The sequence below is a fragment of the Polaromonas sp. YR568 genome (genome assembly GCF_943371715.1).
Taxonomy (GTDB): domain Bacteria; phylum Pseudomonadota; class Gammaproteobacteria; order Burkholderiales; family Burkholderiaceae_C; genus Polaromonas.
Map to the genome: position 1 here is coordinate 23,539 of NZ_CALRVW010000023.1, position 12,993 is coordinate 36,531.

Annotated in this window: 16 protein-coding genes; 12 read left to right on the plus strand and 4 right to left on the minus strand. The window is 63.3% G+C overall.

The window, feature by feature from the left end; translation table 11 throughout:
• Window positions 1-46: 46 nt before the first annotated feature.
• From AAG813_RS15400 to nagZ, 7 genes are all read left to right on the plus strand, one after another.
• Entirely contained in the window at window positions 47-388 is a 342-nt protein-coding gene (locus tag AAG813_RS15400; protein ID WP_341916557.1) for a DUF4845 domain-containing protein, read from the plus strand.
• Complete coding sequence (rnc, locus tag AAG813_RS15405) at window positions 389-1,087, plus strand: ribonuclease III (RefSeq protein WP_255250036.1); 699 nt, start codon at window positions 389-391, stop codon at window positions 1,085-1,087.
• Window positions 1,088-1,272: 185 nt separating this feature from the next.
• A complete protein-coding gene (era, locus tag AAG813_RS15410; RefSeq protein ID WP_341916594.1) occupies window positions 1,273-2,202 on the plus strand; it encodes a GTPase Era in 930 nt (309 codons plus the stop codon).
• A gap of 134 nt (window positions 2,203-2,336) precedes the next feature.
• Entirely contained in the window at window positions 2,337-3,086 is a 750-nt protein-coding gene (gene recO, locus AAG813_RS15415; protein ID WP_341916558.1) for a DNA repair protein RecO, read from the plus strand.
• Window positions 3,087-3,102: 16 nt separating this feature from the next.
• Window positions 3,103-3,894 (plus strand): pyridoxine 5'-phosphate synthase, encoded by a 792-nt coding sequence (locus AAG813_RS15420; RefSeq protein WP_341916559.1) that lies wholly within the window; start codon window positions 3,103-3,105, stop codon window positions 3,892-3,894.
• Window positions 3,891-4,289 carry a holo-ACP synthase gene (gene acpS, locus AAG813_RS15425; RefSeq protein ID WP_341916560.1) on the plus strand — a complete coding sequence of 133 codons (399 nt, stop codon included), beginning with the start codon at window positions 3,891-3,893 and terminating at the stop codon, window positions 4,287-4,289. Before AAG813_RS15420 ends, acpS begins: the two co-directional genes overlap by 4 nt.
• A gap of 56 nt (window positions 4,290-4,345) precedes the next feature.
• Window positions 4,346-5,404 (plus strand): beta-N-acetylhexosaminidase, encoded by a 1,059-nt coding sequence (nagZ, locus tag AAG813_RS15430; protein WP_341916561.1) that lies wholly within the window; start codon window positions 4,346-4,348, stop codon window positions 5,402-5,404.
• A gap of 78 nt (window positions 5,405-5,482) precedes the next feature.
• Here the strand turns inward: nagZ and AAG813_RS15435 are convergent, their stop codons facing one another.
• Entirely contained in the window at window positions 5,483-5,992 is a 510-nt protein-coding gene (locus tag AAG813_RS15435; protein WP_341916562.1) for a YgjP-like metallopeptidase domain-containing protein, read from the minus strand.
• Between the two features lie 93 nt (window positions 5,993-6,085).
• Here AAG813_RS15435 and AAG813_RS15440 point away from each other — a divergent pair, with 93 nt between their 5' ends.
• The 5 genes from AAG813_RS15440 (at window position 6,086) to AAG813_RS15460 (ending at window position 9,470) form a co-directional block, all read left to right on the plus strand.
• Window positions 6,086-7,306 (plus strand): patatin-like phospholipase family protein, encoded by a 1,221-nt coding sequence (locus AAG813_RS15440; protein WP_341916563.1) that lies wholly within the window; start codon window positions 6,086-6,088, stop codon window positions 7,304-7,306.
• A gap of 220 nt (window positions 7,307-7,526) precedes the next feature.
• Complete coding sequence (locus AAG813_RS15445; protein ID WP_341916564.1) at window positions 7,527-7,943, plus strand: nuclear transport factor 2 family protein; 417 nt, start codon at window positions 7,527-7,529, stop codon at window positions 7,941-7,943.
• Window positions 7,944-8,030: 87 nt separating this feature from the next.
• Complete coding sequence (locus AAG813_RS15450; RefSeq protein ID WP_341916565.1) at window positions 8,031-8,471, plus strand: SRPBCC family protein; 441 nt, start codon at window positions 8,031-8,033, stop codon at window positions 8,469-8,471.
• A 141-nt stretch (window positions 8,472-8,612) separates the two neighbouring features.
• The gene (locus AAG813_RS15455; RefSeq protein ID WP_341916566.1) at window positions 8,613-9,026 is read left to right on the plus strand and encodes a VOC family protein; all 414 of its coding nucleotides are present in this window, start codon (window positions 8,613-8,615) and stop codon (window positions 9,024-9,026) included.
• A gap of 18 nt (window positions 9,027-9,044) precedes the next feature.
• Complete coding sequence (locus AAG813_RS15460; protein WP_341916567.1) at window positions 9,045-9,470, plus strand: signal peptide prediction; 426 nt, start codon at window positions 9,045-9,047, stop codon at window positions 9,468-9,470.
• A gap of 52 nt (window positions 9,471-9,522) precedes the next feature.
• Here AAG813_RS15460 and lysS read toward each other — a convergent pair whose 3' ends face one another.
• From lysS to accD, 3 genes are all read right to left on the minus strand, one after another.
• On the minus strand, window positions 9,523-11,070 hold the full coding sequence (gene lysS, locus AAG813_RS15465; protein WP_341916568.1) for a lysine--tRNA ligase: 1,548 nt from the start codon (window positions 11,068-11,070) through the stop codon (window positions 9,523-9,525).
• 134 nt (window positions 11,071-11,204) lie between these two features.
• The gene (locus AAG813_RS15470; RefSeq protein WP_341916569.1) at window positions 11,205-11,861 is read right to left on the minus strand and encodes an LON peptidase substrate-binding domain-containing protein; all 657 of its coding nucleotides are present in this window, start codon (window positions 11,859-11,861) and stop codon (window positions 11,205-11,207) included.
• Between the two features lie 213 nt (window positions 11,862-12,074).
• Window positions 12,075-12,947: an acetyl-CoA carboxylase, carboxyltransferase subunit beta gene (gene accD, locus AAG813_RS15475; RefSeq protein WP_096669400.1), complete on the minus strand. Its 873-nt coding sequence runs from the start codon at window positions 12,945-12,947 to the stop codon at window positions 12,075-12,077.
• Window positions 12,948-12,993: the final 46 nt, after the last annotated feature.

Below are 12,993 nucleotides of genomic sequence, written 5' to 3' on the forward strand. Positions count from 1 at the left end.
AGAACGGGGCATGGGGCGCAACTAACAACAGCTGGGGAAACACATGATGAAAAATCGACAACGTGGCATTTCGTTCATCGGCATCCTGTTCGTGGGTGGCGTGCTGGCTTTCGCCGGCGTGATCGCGGCCCAGGTGTTTCCCACGCTGGTCGAGTTCCAGGCCATCACCAAGGCGGCCAGCAAGGCCGCTGAGGGCAACACGGTTCCCGAGGTGCGGGCGATTTTTGACAAGGCAGCTGCCATCGACGACATCAAGTCGATCAGCGGTAAGGACCTCGAAGTCGGCAAAGAGGGGGACAAGGTGACCGTCAGTTTTGCCTACAACCGGGAAATCCACATTGGCGGGCCGGCCTACCTGCTGCTCAAATACACCGGCCGCTCCAAATAAGTGCGTGCCAGTCCTTCCCTGAGCCCTGACCTGCAGGCGCTGCAAACGCGTCTGGAGCACGAATTTTCCAATCCGCGTCTGCTGCAGCAGGCCCTGACCCATCGCAGTTTTTCGGCCGACCACAACGAGCGCGTCGAGTTTCTGGGCGACTCCGTGCTCAACCTGGCGGTGGCCGGGCTGCTCTACGAGCGGTTGAGCGAGTTGCCCGAGGGCGATTTGTCGCGGGTGCGCGCCAACCTGGTCAAGCAGGACACGCTGCACAAGCTGGCGGTGCAGCTCGGCCTGCCGCTGCTGATACGCCTCGGCGAAGGCGAGGCCAAGTCCGGCGGGCAAAAACGGCCGTCAATTCTGGCCGATGCGCTGGAGGCTGTCATTGGCGCCGTGTTTCTGGACGCCGGTTTCGACAAGGCCGACCGCCTGGTGCGCAGGCTGTTCCAGGACGTCGAAATCAACCCGACCATGCAGGCCATCGGCAAAGACCCGAAGACGGAGTTGCAGGAATGGCTGCAGGGTCGCAAAATGAACCTGCCGATCTACCGCGTGGTCGGAACGCTGGGCGCAGCCCACAAGCAGACCTTTGACGTGGAATGTGAAATCAGCGAATTTGGCCGTGCCGAACGCGGCATTGGCGGCTCGCGGCGTGCCGGCGAGCAGGCCGCCGCCGCCGCGATGCTGGCTTATGTAAAAACGCTTCCTTGATTTGAAACCGGCGCTGCAAGCGCAGCCGCCAACAGGCGACCCCCATGACCCCCGCAAAAAAGACTCCCTCGAAGCCGGCACGCCCGGCAGCGCCTGCCGGCGCCACCAATGCCAAAGCCAAGGCTGCGCCTGCTGTTGAACCGGCAGAGACCGTTGTGCCGGCGCAGGACGCGGCCCTGGAAGCCATGCTGGCCAAGGCCATGACCTCGCAGGCCAACAACGCCCCGCCGGTCGAAGGCCAGCGCTGCGGCCTGATCGCCATCGTGGGCAAGCCCAATGTCGGCAAGTCGACCCTGCTCAACGCGCTGGTGGGGCAGAAAATCAGCATCACCTCGCGCAAGGCACAGACCACGCGGCACCGCATCACCGGCATGCGTACGCTGGGCGCCACCCAGTATGTGTTTGTCGATACCCCCGGTTTCCAGACCCGGCACGGCAACGCCCTGAACCGTTCGCTCAACAAGACGGTGGTCGGCGCGGTCAACGACGTCGACCTGATTGTGTTTGTCGTCGAGGCGGGCCAGTTCAACCAGGCAGATGCCAAGGTGCTGTCGCTGCTGCCGGCGAACACGCCGGCCATCCTGCTGGCCAACAAGTTCGACCTGATCCACCGCCGCGCGGACATCGCGCCCTGGCTCAAGGAGATGCAGGAGCGGCACAATTTTGCCGAGTTCGTGCCCATGTCGGCCAACAACGCCAAGGATGTCGAGCGCCTGTTCGGCATCTGCGAGAAATACCTGCCCCCGCAGCCCTGGATGTACGGCGCCGAGGAGCTGACCGACCGCAGCGAGCGTTTCATGGCGGCGGAGATCATCCGCGAAAAGCTGTTCCGTCTGACCGGCGACGAGTTGCCCTACACCTCGACGGTGATCATCGACAAGTTCGAGCAGGAGGGCGAACTGCGCCGGATTGCCGCCACCATCGTCGTCGAGCGCGACGGCCACAAGGGCATGATCATTGGCGAGAAGGGCGAAAAGCTCAAGCGCATAGGCACCGAAGCCCGCCACGAACTCGAAGCCCTGACCGGCGGCAAGGTGTTCCTGGAGATCTGGGTCAAGGTGCGTTCGGGCTGGGCCGACGACGAGGCCCGCGTCAGAACCTTTGGCTATGAGTAGAGCCCCCACGCTTGTCGCTTCGCGTACTGCGCTGCCTCCCGGGGGGGCGCTGCGCCTGCGGCCCGGCGAAGCCGGTTCCGCGGCCCCTGCTTGGCTTTTTGGTCCCGTGTGTGGTGTTGGCCTGAGCTGAACGCGTGGCGACCAAGCGTATTTCCGACGAACCGGCCTATGTGCTGCACCGCTACGACTGGAGCGAGTCCAGCCTGATCCTGGAAGTGTTCACCCGCAGCTACGGCCGGATCGCGCTGGTGGCGCGCGGGGCCAAGAAACCGAGCTCGAACTTCCGGCCCATTTTGCTGCCGCTGCAGCCGCTGCACATTGCGTTTGGCGGCGACGCCGAGATCCGCATGCTGCGCAGCGCCGAGTGGCAGGGCGGCCACGTCATGCCGACCGGCGACGCGCTGCTGTCGGGGTATTACCTCAACGAGTTGCTGATGCGCCTGCTGGCGCGCGACGACCCGCACCCGGTGCTGTTCGACGCCTATGCCGCCACCGTGCAGCTGCTGGCGAGCCAGACCATCGACACGCTGGAGGTGGCATTGCGCGCGTTCGAGTTGCGCCTGCTGCAGGGCATCGGCCTGCTGCCGGCGCTGGACGCCCAGACCGCCACCCTGGCGCCGCTGGAGCCGCAGACGCCTTATGTGCTGGTGGCCGAGGCCGGCCTGCGCGAGGCGCATGACGACGACCGCGCCAGCCTGGAGGGCCGGCAGTGGCTGGACCTGCAGGACACGCTCAGGGACGACGCGCCGTTTACCGACACGGTGCAGGCCTGTGTGAACCATTTGCCGGCGCTCAAAACCCAGCTGCGTTCCCTGCTGCACTACCATTGCGATGTGAAGGTTTTCAAAACCCGGCAGATGATGATCGATCTGCAGGCTTTCTAAGGGATCAATGCCCACCATGGCTCCTGTACACGCACCCGCTCCCCGCCACCGCACCGCGCTGTCGGTCAATGTCAACAAGGTCGCCTTGCTGCGCAACACCCGGCACCTGGGCATCCCCGATGTGCTGCGTGCGGCGCAACTGTGCCTGGAGGCCGGCGCCCAGGGCATCACCGTGCATCCGCGGCCCGACGAGCGGCATATCCGCAGCGACGACGTGTACGAGCTGGCGGCGCTGATGAAGGACTGGCCGGACCGCGAGTTCAATGTCGAAGGCAACCCGTTGCAGAACCTGATGGAGTTTGTGCGCAACCTGTCGGCGCGCGGCCTGCCGCTGCACCAGTGCACCTTTGTGCCCGACAGCGAAGGCCAGTTCACCAGCGACCATGGCTGGAGCTTTCCCCAGGATGCGGCCCGTTTGAAACCGCTGATAGAAGAAGCCCACGACCGGGGCGTGCGCGCCAGCCTGTTCATGGACCCGCTGCCCGAAGCCATGGCGGCCGCTCAAGCCGTCGGTGCCGACCGGGTGGAGCTCTACACCGAGACCTATGCACGGGCCTGGGGCACGCCGGAACAGGACAAGGCTTTGGAGCCGTTTGTCCTTTCGGGGCGGGCAGCAGCAGCTATCAATCTGGGAGTGAATGCCGGCCACGACCTGAACCGCGACAACCTCACCGAGTTCCTGCACGCGGTGCCCGGCGTGCTCGAGGTGTCGATTGGCCATGCGCTGATTGCCGACGCGCTGGAGCTGGGTTACAGCGCCACCGTCGCCGCTTACCTGCGCTGCATTGACAACGCATTTGCCGGATGATTTACGGCATAGGTACTGATATTTGCGACGTGCGCCGGGTGCGCGCCAGCTTCGAGCGCCATGGCGAGCGTTTTGCGCAGAAGATCCTCAGCGACGCCGAGTTCGCCACCTGGCAAGCCCGCAGTGCCCGCTGGCCCGAGCGCGGCCTGCGTTACCTGGCCACCCGCTTTTCCGCCAAGGAAGCGTTCAGCAAGGCGGTCGGCATGGGCATGCGTCTGCCCATGACCTGGCGCCACTGCGAAATCGCCAAGGCCGCCAGCGGCAAGCCTGAAATCGTGCTTCATGGCGCGCTCAAGGAGTGGTTCGAGGCGCGTGGCCTCACCGCCCATGTCAGTGTGACCGACGAAACCGACTACGCCGCCAGTTTTGTGGTGGTAGAGAAAAACACGTTGTAGCCCAAGCTGTACGTGCGCGAGCAGCTATTCATTTCATAGTCAATCAGAGACCCCCCATGAGCCAACACGCCCCCCTGATCATCGACATTGCCGGCCTGAGCCTGAGCAAAACCGACAAACGCCGCCTCAAACATCCGCTGACGGGCGGCATCATCCTGTTTGCCCGCAACTGGGACAACCGCGCGCAACTCACGGCCCTTTGCAGCGAGATCAAGAAAATCCGCAAGGATCTGCTGATCTGCGTGGACCACGAAGGCGGCCGCGTGCAGCGCTTCAAGACCGACGGTTTCACCCACCTGCCGCCCATGCGCGCGCTCGGTGAGTTATGGCTGAAAGACGCGATGGCGGCCACCAATGCCGCCACCGCCTGCGGCTACGTGCTGGGCGCCGAGCTGCGCGCCTGCGGCGTGGACTTCAGCTTCACCCCGGTACTGGACCTCGACTATGGTGAAAGCAGTGTCATTGGCGACCGCGCTTTTGCGCGCGACCCGCGTGTGGTCGGCCTGCTGGCCAAAAGCCTGATGCATGGCCTGCTGCAAAGCGGCATGGCCAACTGCGGCAAACACTTTCCCGGCCACGGTTTTGTCAAAGCCGATTCGCACACCGACATTCCGGTCGACAGGCGCAGCCTGAAAGCCATCCTGGCGGACGACGCCGCCCCTTATGAGTGGCTCAACACCACGCTGACCAGCGTGATGCCGGCGCACGTGATCTACCCCAAGGTCGATGCGCGCCCGGCGGGTTTTTCCGAGAAGTGGCTGACCTACATCCTGCGCGGCCAGCTCGGTTTCGGCGGCGCCATTTTCAGCGACGACCTCAGCATGGCCGGTGCCCGCCTGCTCGACGGCAAGCAGGTCAGCTACACCGAAGCGGCGATGGCCGCGCTCAACGCCGGCTGCGACATGGTGCTGCTGTGCAACCAGTCGATGGGCGAGGGCCAGGAGGTGGACGAGCTGCTGGACGGCTTGACCCAGGGCCAGCTCAGGCAGCAGTGGGAGCCGCTGGAAGCCAGCGAGGGACGCCGGGTTGACCTGCTGCCCACCACGCCTGCCATCGCCTGGGACGCGCTGATGCTGCACCCGGCCTACATGCACGCGCTCGGGCTGGTCCCCTGAGTTTTTGAGCTTTTTTGTGCGCCAGCCCAGTTGCTGCGTGCGCGGATAGCTATCAAATAAATAGCAAGCAGCGCCTGATCAGCGGCTCACCGACCACGGCGCTTCGCCGCCGGCGGCCATGTGCGTCAGGTACAGGCGCAGGTCCAGCTCGAACTGGTGGTAGTCCGGCTCCATGTAGGTGCAGAGCTGGTAAAAGGCCTTGTCGTGCGCCTTTTCCTTCAGGTGCGCCAGCTCATGCACCGTGATCATGCGCAGGAACTCGATGGGCACCTCCTTGAACAGGCTGGCCACGCGGATCTCGCGCTTGGACTTGAGCTTGCTGCCTTGGACGCGCGACACCGTGGTGTGGGTGCCCAGCGCATGGGCAATCACCTGCAGCTTGCTGTCAAACGCCACCTTGCTCAGCGCGTCGGCGTTGCGCAGAAAGCTGTTCTTGATGTCCATCACATAGTCGTACAGCGCCTTGTCGGTGCGTATCTCGTGCGCACTGCGGTATTTTTTGAGCAGCAGGGCGCCCAGCCGGTCTTGCGCAACGAGGTCGCGCACCTGGCTCTGCAGGGTGTCGGGGTAACCCGTCAGGTAGTTCATGGGGGCAGGAAGGAGGGAGGCTGGAGGAGGAGGCGGAGGGCGGAGACAACGGTCGATTTTAGTCCCGCGTCCGATTCTTGCTAAGCTTGTGGCATGAACCTGCCCGCCGCCCCGGACCCCGCTAACGTGCCCGAAATCGTGACGCCGCGCATCAACCTTGCGCTGCAGGGCGGCGGCTCGCACGGCGCCTTCACCTGGGGTGTGCTCGACGCCCTGCTGGACGACGGCCGCATAGCCTTCGAAGGCATCAGCGGTACCAGCGCCGGCGCCATGAACGCGGTGGCGCTGGCCCACGGCTTTGCCCGCGCCGACGGCCAACCCCGGGCCGCGCGGCACGACGCGGCGCGCGAAGCGCTGGACAGTTTCTGGAACGGCATTGTCGACATGGGGGCGCTGTCGTCCTCCCTGTCGAAATCGGTCAGCAAGATGCAGCAGGCGCCGTTCGGCATCCTGTTCGGCCTCATGGGCGGCGGCAACTGGTCCAGCAGGCTGTGGACCGACGCCATGACACGTTACTGGTCGAATGCGCTCTCGCCCTACCAGCGTAACCCCTTCGACATCAACCCGCTGAAAGACTTCCTGGAAAAGCAGGTGGACTTTGAACGCATCGCAGCGGCGGCCGGGCCGGACACGCCCCAGGTGTTTGTGGTGGCCACGCGGGTGAGCAGCGGCAAGGCCGAGGTGTTCACCGGCAAGCGGCTGACCGCCAGCGCGGTGATGGCCTCGGCCTGCCTGCCCATGGTGTTTCAGGCGGTGGAAATTGACGGCGACCACTTCTGGGACGGCGGTTATTCAGGCAACCCGGCGATTCACCCGCTGATCTACCGCTGCGAAAGCCGCGACATCGTGCTGGTGCAGATCAACCCGATCCAGCGCACCACCTTGCCGACCAAACCCGGCGAGATCATGGACCGCATGACCGAGATCACCTTCAACGCCGCGCTGATTGCCGAGATGCGCGCGGTCGATTTCGTCAAGCGCCTGCTCGCCGAAGGCAAGCTGGATCCCGCGCATTACAAGGACGTGCTGATGCACCGCATCGACGGCGGCCAGGCGCTGGAAAAATTCACCGCCGCCAGCAAGTCATCGACGGACAAGAGCCTGATTCATTCGTTGCGCGACCTGGGCATCGTGTGCGGCAAAGAGTGGCTGGCCAAACGCTTCGACGCACTCGGCGTGAAAAGCACGGTCAACATTGCGCGCGACTACCTCGATGACCTGCGCATGCCGGTGGAAAAGGCGGAGCCGGTGCAGAGCGAGCCGCCGCCACCCGAACCGCCGCCGGTTTTTCTGCCCGGGGCCGGGCTGCTGTAGCGTTTTGAGGGACGTGGTTACTACCAGTTTGATAGCTGGTAGCGCACATCCCGCTTGGGGAAACTGCCGATTTGATGCTGGAGTGTGTGTTTTCCCACTTGACGCCGTACGACGGCGCTGTTGGTGCAAGAAAACAGGCACTGGTTGAGCGGACGTCCGGCGAGGCGCCCGTCGGCCGCCGCTCACGTTCCACGTTGGGCCTTACTGAGGAGGTGTCCTGATGTCTGATTCCCCGATGAGTGACCCATCCCGCGAGAAGCGGGAATTGTGGCAGCGGGTCAATGATCTCTGGTCCTTGTCATTGGAGCGCAATGCCGAGAAAATTCGAAGCACGCTTCATCCTCGGTATGTCGGCTGGGACATGAACAGTCCAGCACCGCATAACCGGGAGGCCGCTGTCCGGGCAGTGGTCGCTGACGCGCCCGCAATTGCAGGCTATGAGCTCACCCCGCTGAGTATCGAGGTCTACGACCATACAGTGGGCATCGTCCATTACACGTATCGGGCATCGATCACCCCTACCGTCCAGATCACGGGAAAATGGTCGGAGGTCTATCTCAAGCAGAACGCTCAGTGGGTAATGATCAGCGTCAGCGGAAAGCCCGACGCACCTGCAGGAGGTAGCGCGGTCGAGTAGTTGCCAATTCCGGCCCAACCCATCGCTTCAGGGAACGTGCCGCAATCGCGCGCCGGTTGCTTCAATCTTTGGCTGCAAGGAGGAGCTATGTTTACCATTTCCATATCTGAAGAGATTTGTCTCCCTCCAGAAGAAGTATTCTTCTTCGCCGGCGATTACGCCAACGATCCAGTCTGGCGTGCCGGCGTTACCGAGATGACTTACGACGGTGGCGTATCGGCAGCTGTTGGCATAAAAACGCGCGAGACGATGCGCAGCCTGGGGCGCACGGCGGTCACGGTTGCAGAAATTACTGAATACTCCAGGTCACGTACGGCCTTCCGCAGTGTGTCGGGCCCGGTGGCATGCGAAGGCTCGCGTGAGTTCGTCGGCACTCCCGCAGGAACGCGGTTCTCCTACTCGCTAACGCTGCGCCCGGAAGGCTTTTACAGAATCATCGAGCCTGTCCTTAAGCTGGTATTCCAAGGGCAGCTTAGAGGCGACATGCGCAGGCTCAAGAATCATCTGGAGCGACGGCGGTCGGTATAGTCATCGCTCTCGGGCTGGCGCCCACCGCCGTATAACGGCTGTTGCTACAGCCTCGTTGGGCCTTTTGCGTAAAATACTGTATTTTCATACAGTACAATAATTTGGCCAATCCACATCGAACCAACCTCAGAGGACTCCATCATGCTCGACCACATGACTTTCCGCGTGACCGATATTTCGCGCGCCAAAACTTTTTACAGCGCTGTCCTTGCGCCGCTTGGCTACAGCGTGTGCTTTGAAGGCAACTTCGGCGCGAACATGGTAGGGTTCGCCTATCCAGACGCATCCGAGCCTGATGGAAAAAAGGCCGATGTTTGGTTCATTGATGGCCCCTCGCCATACGGTGGCCCACCAGCGACCTCAGGCTGTCATCTTGCATGGCGGGCAAAAAATCGCGCCCAAGTGGATGCCTTTTACCAGGCTGCCATCGCCGCTGGCGCAAGAGACAATGGTGCCCCCGGTCTGCGGCCGGACTATCACGCGAACTACTACGGCGCATTTGTCATTGATCCGGAGGGCAACAACATTGAAGCCGTCAGCCATCTGCCAGAGTAAGCAACATCCAGCACCCTTATGAAGCACTGGCTTGAAATCGTGAGGTTGCTGTGGGCTTCGCCCTGCTCGGCCATCGGTTTGATGCTTGCCTGCATTCCCTTGCTGGCCGGTGGCCGGGCCAGGTGGTCATCGGGCGCGCTGGAAGTGACCTACCGCGAAAGCCAGGCGGCTTGCGGCAAGCTGGTGCGCAAGCTTCCGTTTCGTGGCATCGTCTTCGGCCATGTCATCCTTGCCGTGACGCGTGAGGAGTTGCGAATTATCGGTCCCCATGAGCGTGTGCATGTGCAGCAGTACGGGCGTTGGGGACCGTTGTTTTTCTTCGCATATGGCGCGTCAAGCCTCTGGCAACTCATCCGGGGCCGCAGCGCGTACTGGGACAACCATTTTGAGATTCAGGCTCGTGCACTCAGCGCTCATACGCGGCCCCAGGAATGCGCCGCGTAGCGCCAGTTCAGCCTGGCCCAGGCCTCAGGCCTCAGGCCTCAGGCCTCAGGCCTCAGGCCTCGTGCCGCAGCGCAGGGAACAGAATGACATCGCGGATGCTGGCGCTGTCGGTCAGCAGCATCATGAAGCGGTCAATGCCGATGCCGCAGCCGCCGGTGGGGGGCATGCCGTATTCGAGGGCGCGCACGTAGTCGGCATCGTAGTGCATGGCTTCCTCGTCGCCGCCGTCCTTGGCGTCTGACTGGGCGAGAAAGCGTGCGGCCTGGTCTTCGGCGTCGTTGAGCTCGCTGAAGCCGTTGCCGAACTCGCGGCCGGTGATGTAGAGCTCAAAGCGCTCGGTCACCTCGGGCCGTGCGTCGTTGGCGCGGGCCAGCGGCGAGATCTCGGTCGGGTGCTCCATGATGAAGGTGGGCTGCCAGAGTTTGTCCTCGACCAGCTCTTCAAAATAGGTCACCTGCAAGCTGGGCAGCGAGCGGGCGTCTAACCTGTCCTTGGCGCTGAACTTGCCGAGTTTCTTCAGGGCGGCGAGCAGCCAGGCGGCGTCGTCCACATGGGCGCCGGCGTCGGTGTGTTTGAGGATGGCTTCGCGGATGGTCAGGCGTTCAAACGGCTGGCCCAGGTCCACCGGCTGGCCCTGGTAGCTCAGCTGTGTGCCGCCGGTCACCCGGGTGGCGACATGGCGGATCAGGTCTTCGGTGAAGCTCATCAGGTCTTCGTAGTTCCACCAGGCGGCGTAGAACTCCATCATCGTGAACTCGGGGTTGTGCCGCACGCTGATGCCTTCGTTGCGGAAACTGCGGTTGATCTCGAACACGCGCTCGAAGCCGCCGACGATCAGGCGCTTCAAGTAAAGCTCGGGCGCAATGCGCAAAAACATCTGCTGGTCGAGTGCGTTGTGGTGCGTGACAAAAGGCTTGGCATTGGCGCCGCCCGGAATCGGGTGCAGCATGGGGGTTTCGACTTCGAGAAAATCGTTGTCCACCATGAAGTTGCGCATCGCCGAGACGGCCTTGCTGCGGGCGGCAAAACGCTTGCGCGCGGCTTCGTCGGTGATCAGGTCCACATAACGCTGGCGGTATTTGACCTCCTGGTCGGCCACGCCGTGGAACTTGTCGGGCAGCGGCCGCAGGCTTTTGGTGATCAGGCGGATGCTGGTGGCGTGAATCGACAGCTCCCCGGTCTTGGTCTTGAACAGCGTGCCGGTCGCGGACACGATGTCGCCCAGGTCCCAGTGTTTGAAGGCGTTGTGAACCTCTTCACCCACGCCTTCGTTGTTGATGTACACCTGGATGCGCCCGCCTGAAGGGCCGAAGGACGCGTCCTGCAACGTGGCAAAACTGGCCTTGCCCATCACGCGCTTGAGCATCATGCGGCCGGCCACACTGGCGTTGACGGCCAGCGGCTCCAGCTCTTCCTTGGTCTTGTCGTCGTACTGCGCAAACAGGGCTTCGGCCCGGTGTTCCGGCTTGACGTCGTTCGGGAAGGCCACGCCCTTGCCGTCGGCCTGGTGCTGGCGCAGGACCTTGAGCTTTTCGCGGCGCTCGGCCATGAGCTGGTTCTCGTCATGGGCGGGCGCGGGGCTGGTGATGGTGTTGGACATGAAAAAGGTTCTCGAAGAAAGAGGGCAGGCCGGGCCGCACAGGGCGGTGGGCCGGAAAAACCGGCGCGATCGCGCAAAGCGCCAAACCCCTGATTTTAGGCTGCGTTGCCGCCCGCACCGGGGCGACCGCGAACCTACATCGCGATGCCGGTTTTTTCGAGGATGTCGCTGACCAGTTCCAGCCGCACCAGCGGGTTGTCCAGCTCCATCAGGCGCTGTTTGAGCTCCAGCGGCATGGGCAGCAGTTCGCACCAGCGGTTGGCCACCCAGCCGCAGTCGTCGAGCCGGTAGGGCGGCTCCAGCGGCATCTGGTCCGCCGGTACGCCACGCTCCTGCAGGGTGCGGATCAGCTTGCCCAGCGCATTGGCCGTGCCGCGCAAGTCTTCGGGCACCGGGATGGCCTGGTCGTCGTCCAGCCGCGTCACGTCGGCAATCCACAGGCCGTGCTTGAGCTTTTCACGGCTGGAAATCTCGAAACGCTGGGTGCCGCTGCAGCGAATCACCATCAGGCCCGGCTGGGGCACCGAAAAACTGGTGATGGTGGCCAGGGTGCCGACGTTGTAAAAGGCCTCGCTGGCAAAACCGTCGCCGCTGGGCCCATCCTCAGGCTTGCGCACTTCGGAGCCCTGGGTCAGTGCCACCACGCCGAAGGGCGCGCCGGTCTTGTGGCATTTGCCGATCATGTCGAGGTAACGCACCTCGAAAATCCGCAACGGCAGCAGACCGCCTGGGTAGAGCACCGTGCCCAGCGGGAAAAGCGGCAGCGAGGAGAGGGTGAGCACGTCAGACATCGATCAGGCGGGGGAATTTCTGTGAAGCACTATCTTCCCACGATGCTGTTTCCCCATGTGCGGGCTTTGGTGCCCGGCGGGCGGACCTGCCTCCGGCGGTTAAGCGGCCACTTTCATGCATCAAATGAGGCTTCAGCCCTTTTCGACAGGGCGCGGACAGCTATCAATTTAATAGTAAAACCGGGCTGGGCCGATGCCCGGGTCCGCGGTGGCTCAGGCGACGGCGTCCGCCGGCTGACGCAGCAGCATGGCCAGTGAATTCGCCACGGTCTTGCGCAGTTCGCGCCGGTCGCAGATGAAATCGACCGCGCCCTTGGTCTGCAGGAACTCGGCGCGCTGGAAGCCTTCGGGCAGGGTCACGCGAACGGTGGACTCGATCACACGCGGGCCGGCAAAACCGATCAGCGCCTTCGGCTCGGCAATCACGATGTCACCGACAAACGCAAAGCCGGCGCTCACCCCGCCCATGGTCGGGTCGGTCAGCACGCTGATGTAGGGCAGGCCTTTTTTGGCCAGGCGCGTCAGCGAGGCATTGGTTTTTGCCATCTGCATCAGGCTCAGCAGGCCTTCCTGCATGCGCGCACCCCCGGTGGCAGTAAAGCAGATGAACGGGACTTTCTGCTCGATCGCCGCATGCACGCCACGCACGAAGCGCTCGCCAACCACGCTGCCCATGCTGCCACCCATGAAGTCGAACTCAAAGCAGGCCACGACCACGCCAATGCTGTGCACCGCGCCGCCCATGACGATCAGCGCGTCGGTTTCGCCGGTGTTCTCCAGCGCTTCTTTCAGGCGCTCGGGGTATTTGCGGCTGTCCTTGAATTTCAGCGGGTCGACCGGCAGCACTTCCTGGCCCAGCTCGTAACGGCCCTCGGGGTCCAGAAACGAGTCCAGCCGGGCCCGCGCGTCCATGCGGTGGTGGTGGCTGCACTGCGGGCAGACGTTCTGGTTTTTTTCCAGATCGGTCTTGTACAGCACGGCTTCGCAGCTGGGGCACTTGACCCACAGGCCTTCGGGCACACTGCGGCGCTCGGTCGGGTTGGTCGGGCTGATTTTCGGCGGGAGGAGTTTTTCTAGCCAAGACATGATGGGTCCTTATGTCCTTGTGGGGTGGTGCCCCCGCGAGGGCGCT

What these genes read in the sequence shown, in the direction of transcription:
- AAG813_RS15445 (WP_341916564.1), top strand. Translation starts at nt 7,527, where the DNA reads ATGTCTGATTCCCCGATGAGTGACCCATCCCGCGAGAAGCGGGAATTG.
- AAG813_RS15400 (WP_341916557.1), top strand. Translation starts at nt 47, where the DNA reads ATGAAAAATCGACAACGTGGCATTTCGTTCATCGGCATCCTGTTCGTG.
- AAG813_RS15420 (WP_341916559.1), top strand. Translation starts at nt 3,103, where the DNA reads ATGGCTCCTGTACACGCACCCGCTCCCCGCCACCGCACCGCGCTGTCG.
- era (WP_341916594.1), top strand. Translation starts at nt 1,273, where the DNA reads ATGCTGGCCAAGGCCATGACCTCGCAGGCCAACAACGCCCCGCCGGTC.
- AAG813_RS15460 (WP_341916567.1), top strand. Translation starts at nt 9,045, where the DNA reads ATGAAGCACTGGCTTGAAATCGTGAGGTTGCTGTGGGCTTCGCCCTGC.
- AAG813_RS15455 (WP_341916566.1), top strand. Translation starts at nt 8,613, where the DNA reads ATGCTCGACCACATGACTTTCCGCGTGACCGATATTTCGCGCGCCAAA.
- nagZ (WP_341916561.1), top strand. Translation starts at nt 4,346, where the DNA reads ATGAGCCAACACGCCCCCCTGATCATCGACATTGCCGGCCTGAGCCTG.
- acpS (WP_341916560.1), top strand. Translation starts at nt 3,891, where the DNA reads ATGATTTACGGCATAGGTACTGATATTTGCGACGTGCGCCGGGTGCGC.
- AAG813_RS15450 (WP_341916565.1), top strand. Translation starts at nt 8,031, where the DNA reads ATGTTTACCATTTCCATATCTGAAGAGATTTGTCTCCCTCCAGAAGAA.
- AAG813_RS15470 (WP_341916569.1), bottom strand. Translation starts at nt 11,861, where the DNA reads ATGTCTGACGTGCTCACCCTCTCCTCGCTGCCGCTTTTCCCGCTGGGC.
- AAG813_RS15435 (WP_341916562.1), bottom strand. Translation starts at nt 5,992, where the DNA reads ATGAACTACCTGACGGGTTACCCCGACACCCTGCAGAGCCAGGTGCGC.
- AAG813_RS15440 (WP_341916563.1), top strand. Translation starts at nt 6,086, where the DNA reads ATGAACCTGCCCGCCGCCCCGGACCCCGCTAACGTGCCCGAAATCGTG.
- lysS (WP_341916568.1), bottom strand. Translation starts at nt 11,070, where the DNA reads ATGTCCAACACCATCACCAGCCCCGCGCCCGCCCATGACGAGAACCAG.
- accD (WP_096669400.1), bottom strand. Translation starts at nt 12,947, where the DNA reads ATGTCTTGGCTAGAAAAACTCCTCCCGCCGAAAATCAGCCCGACCAAC.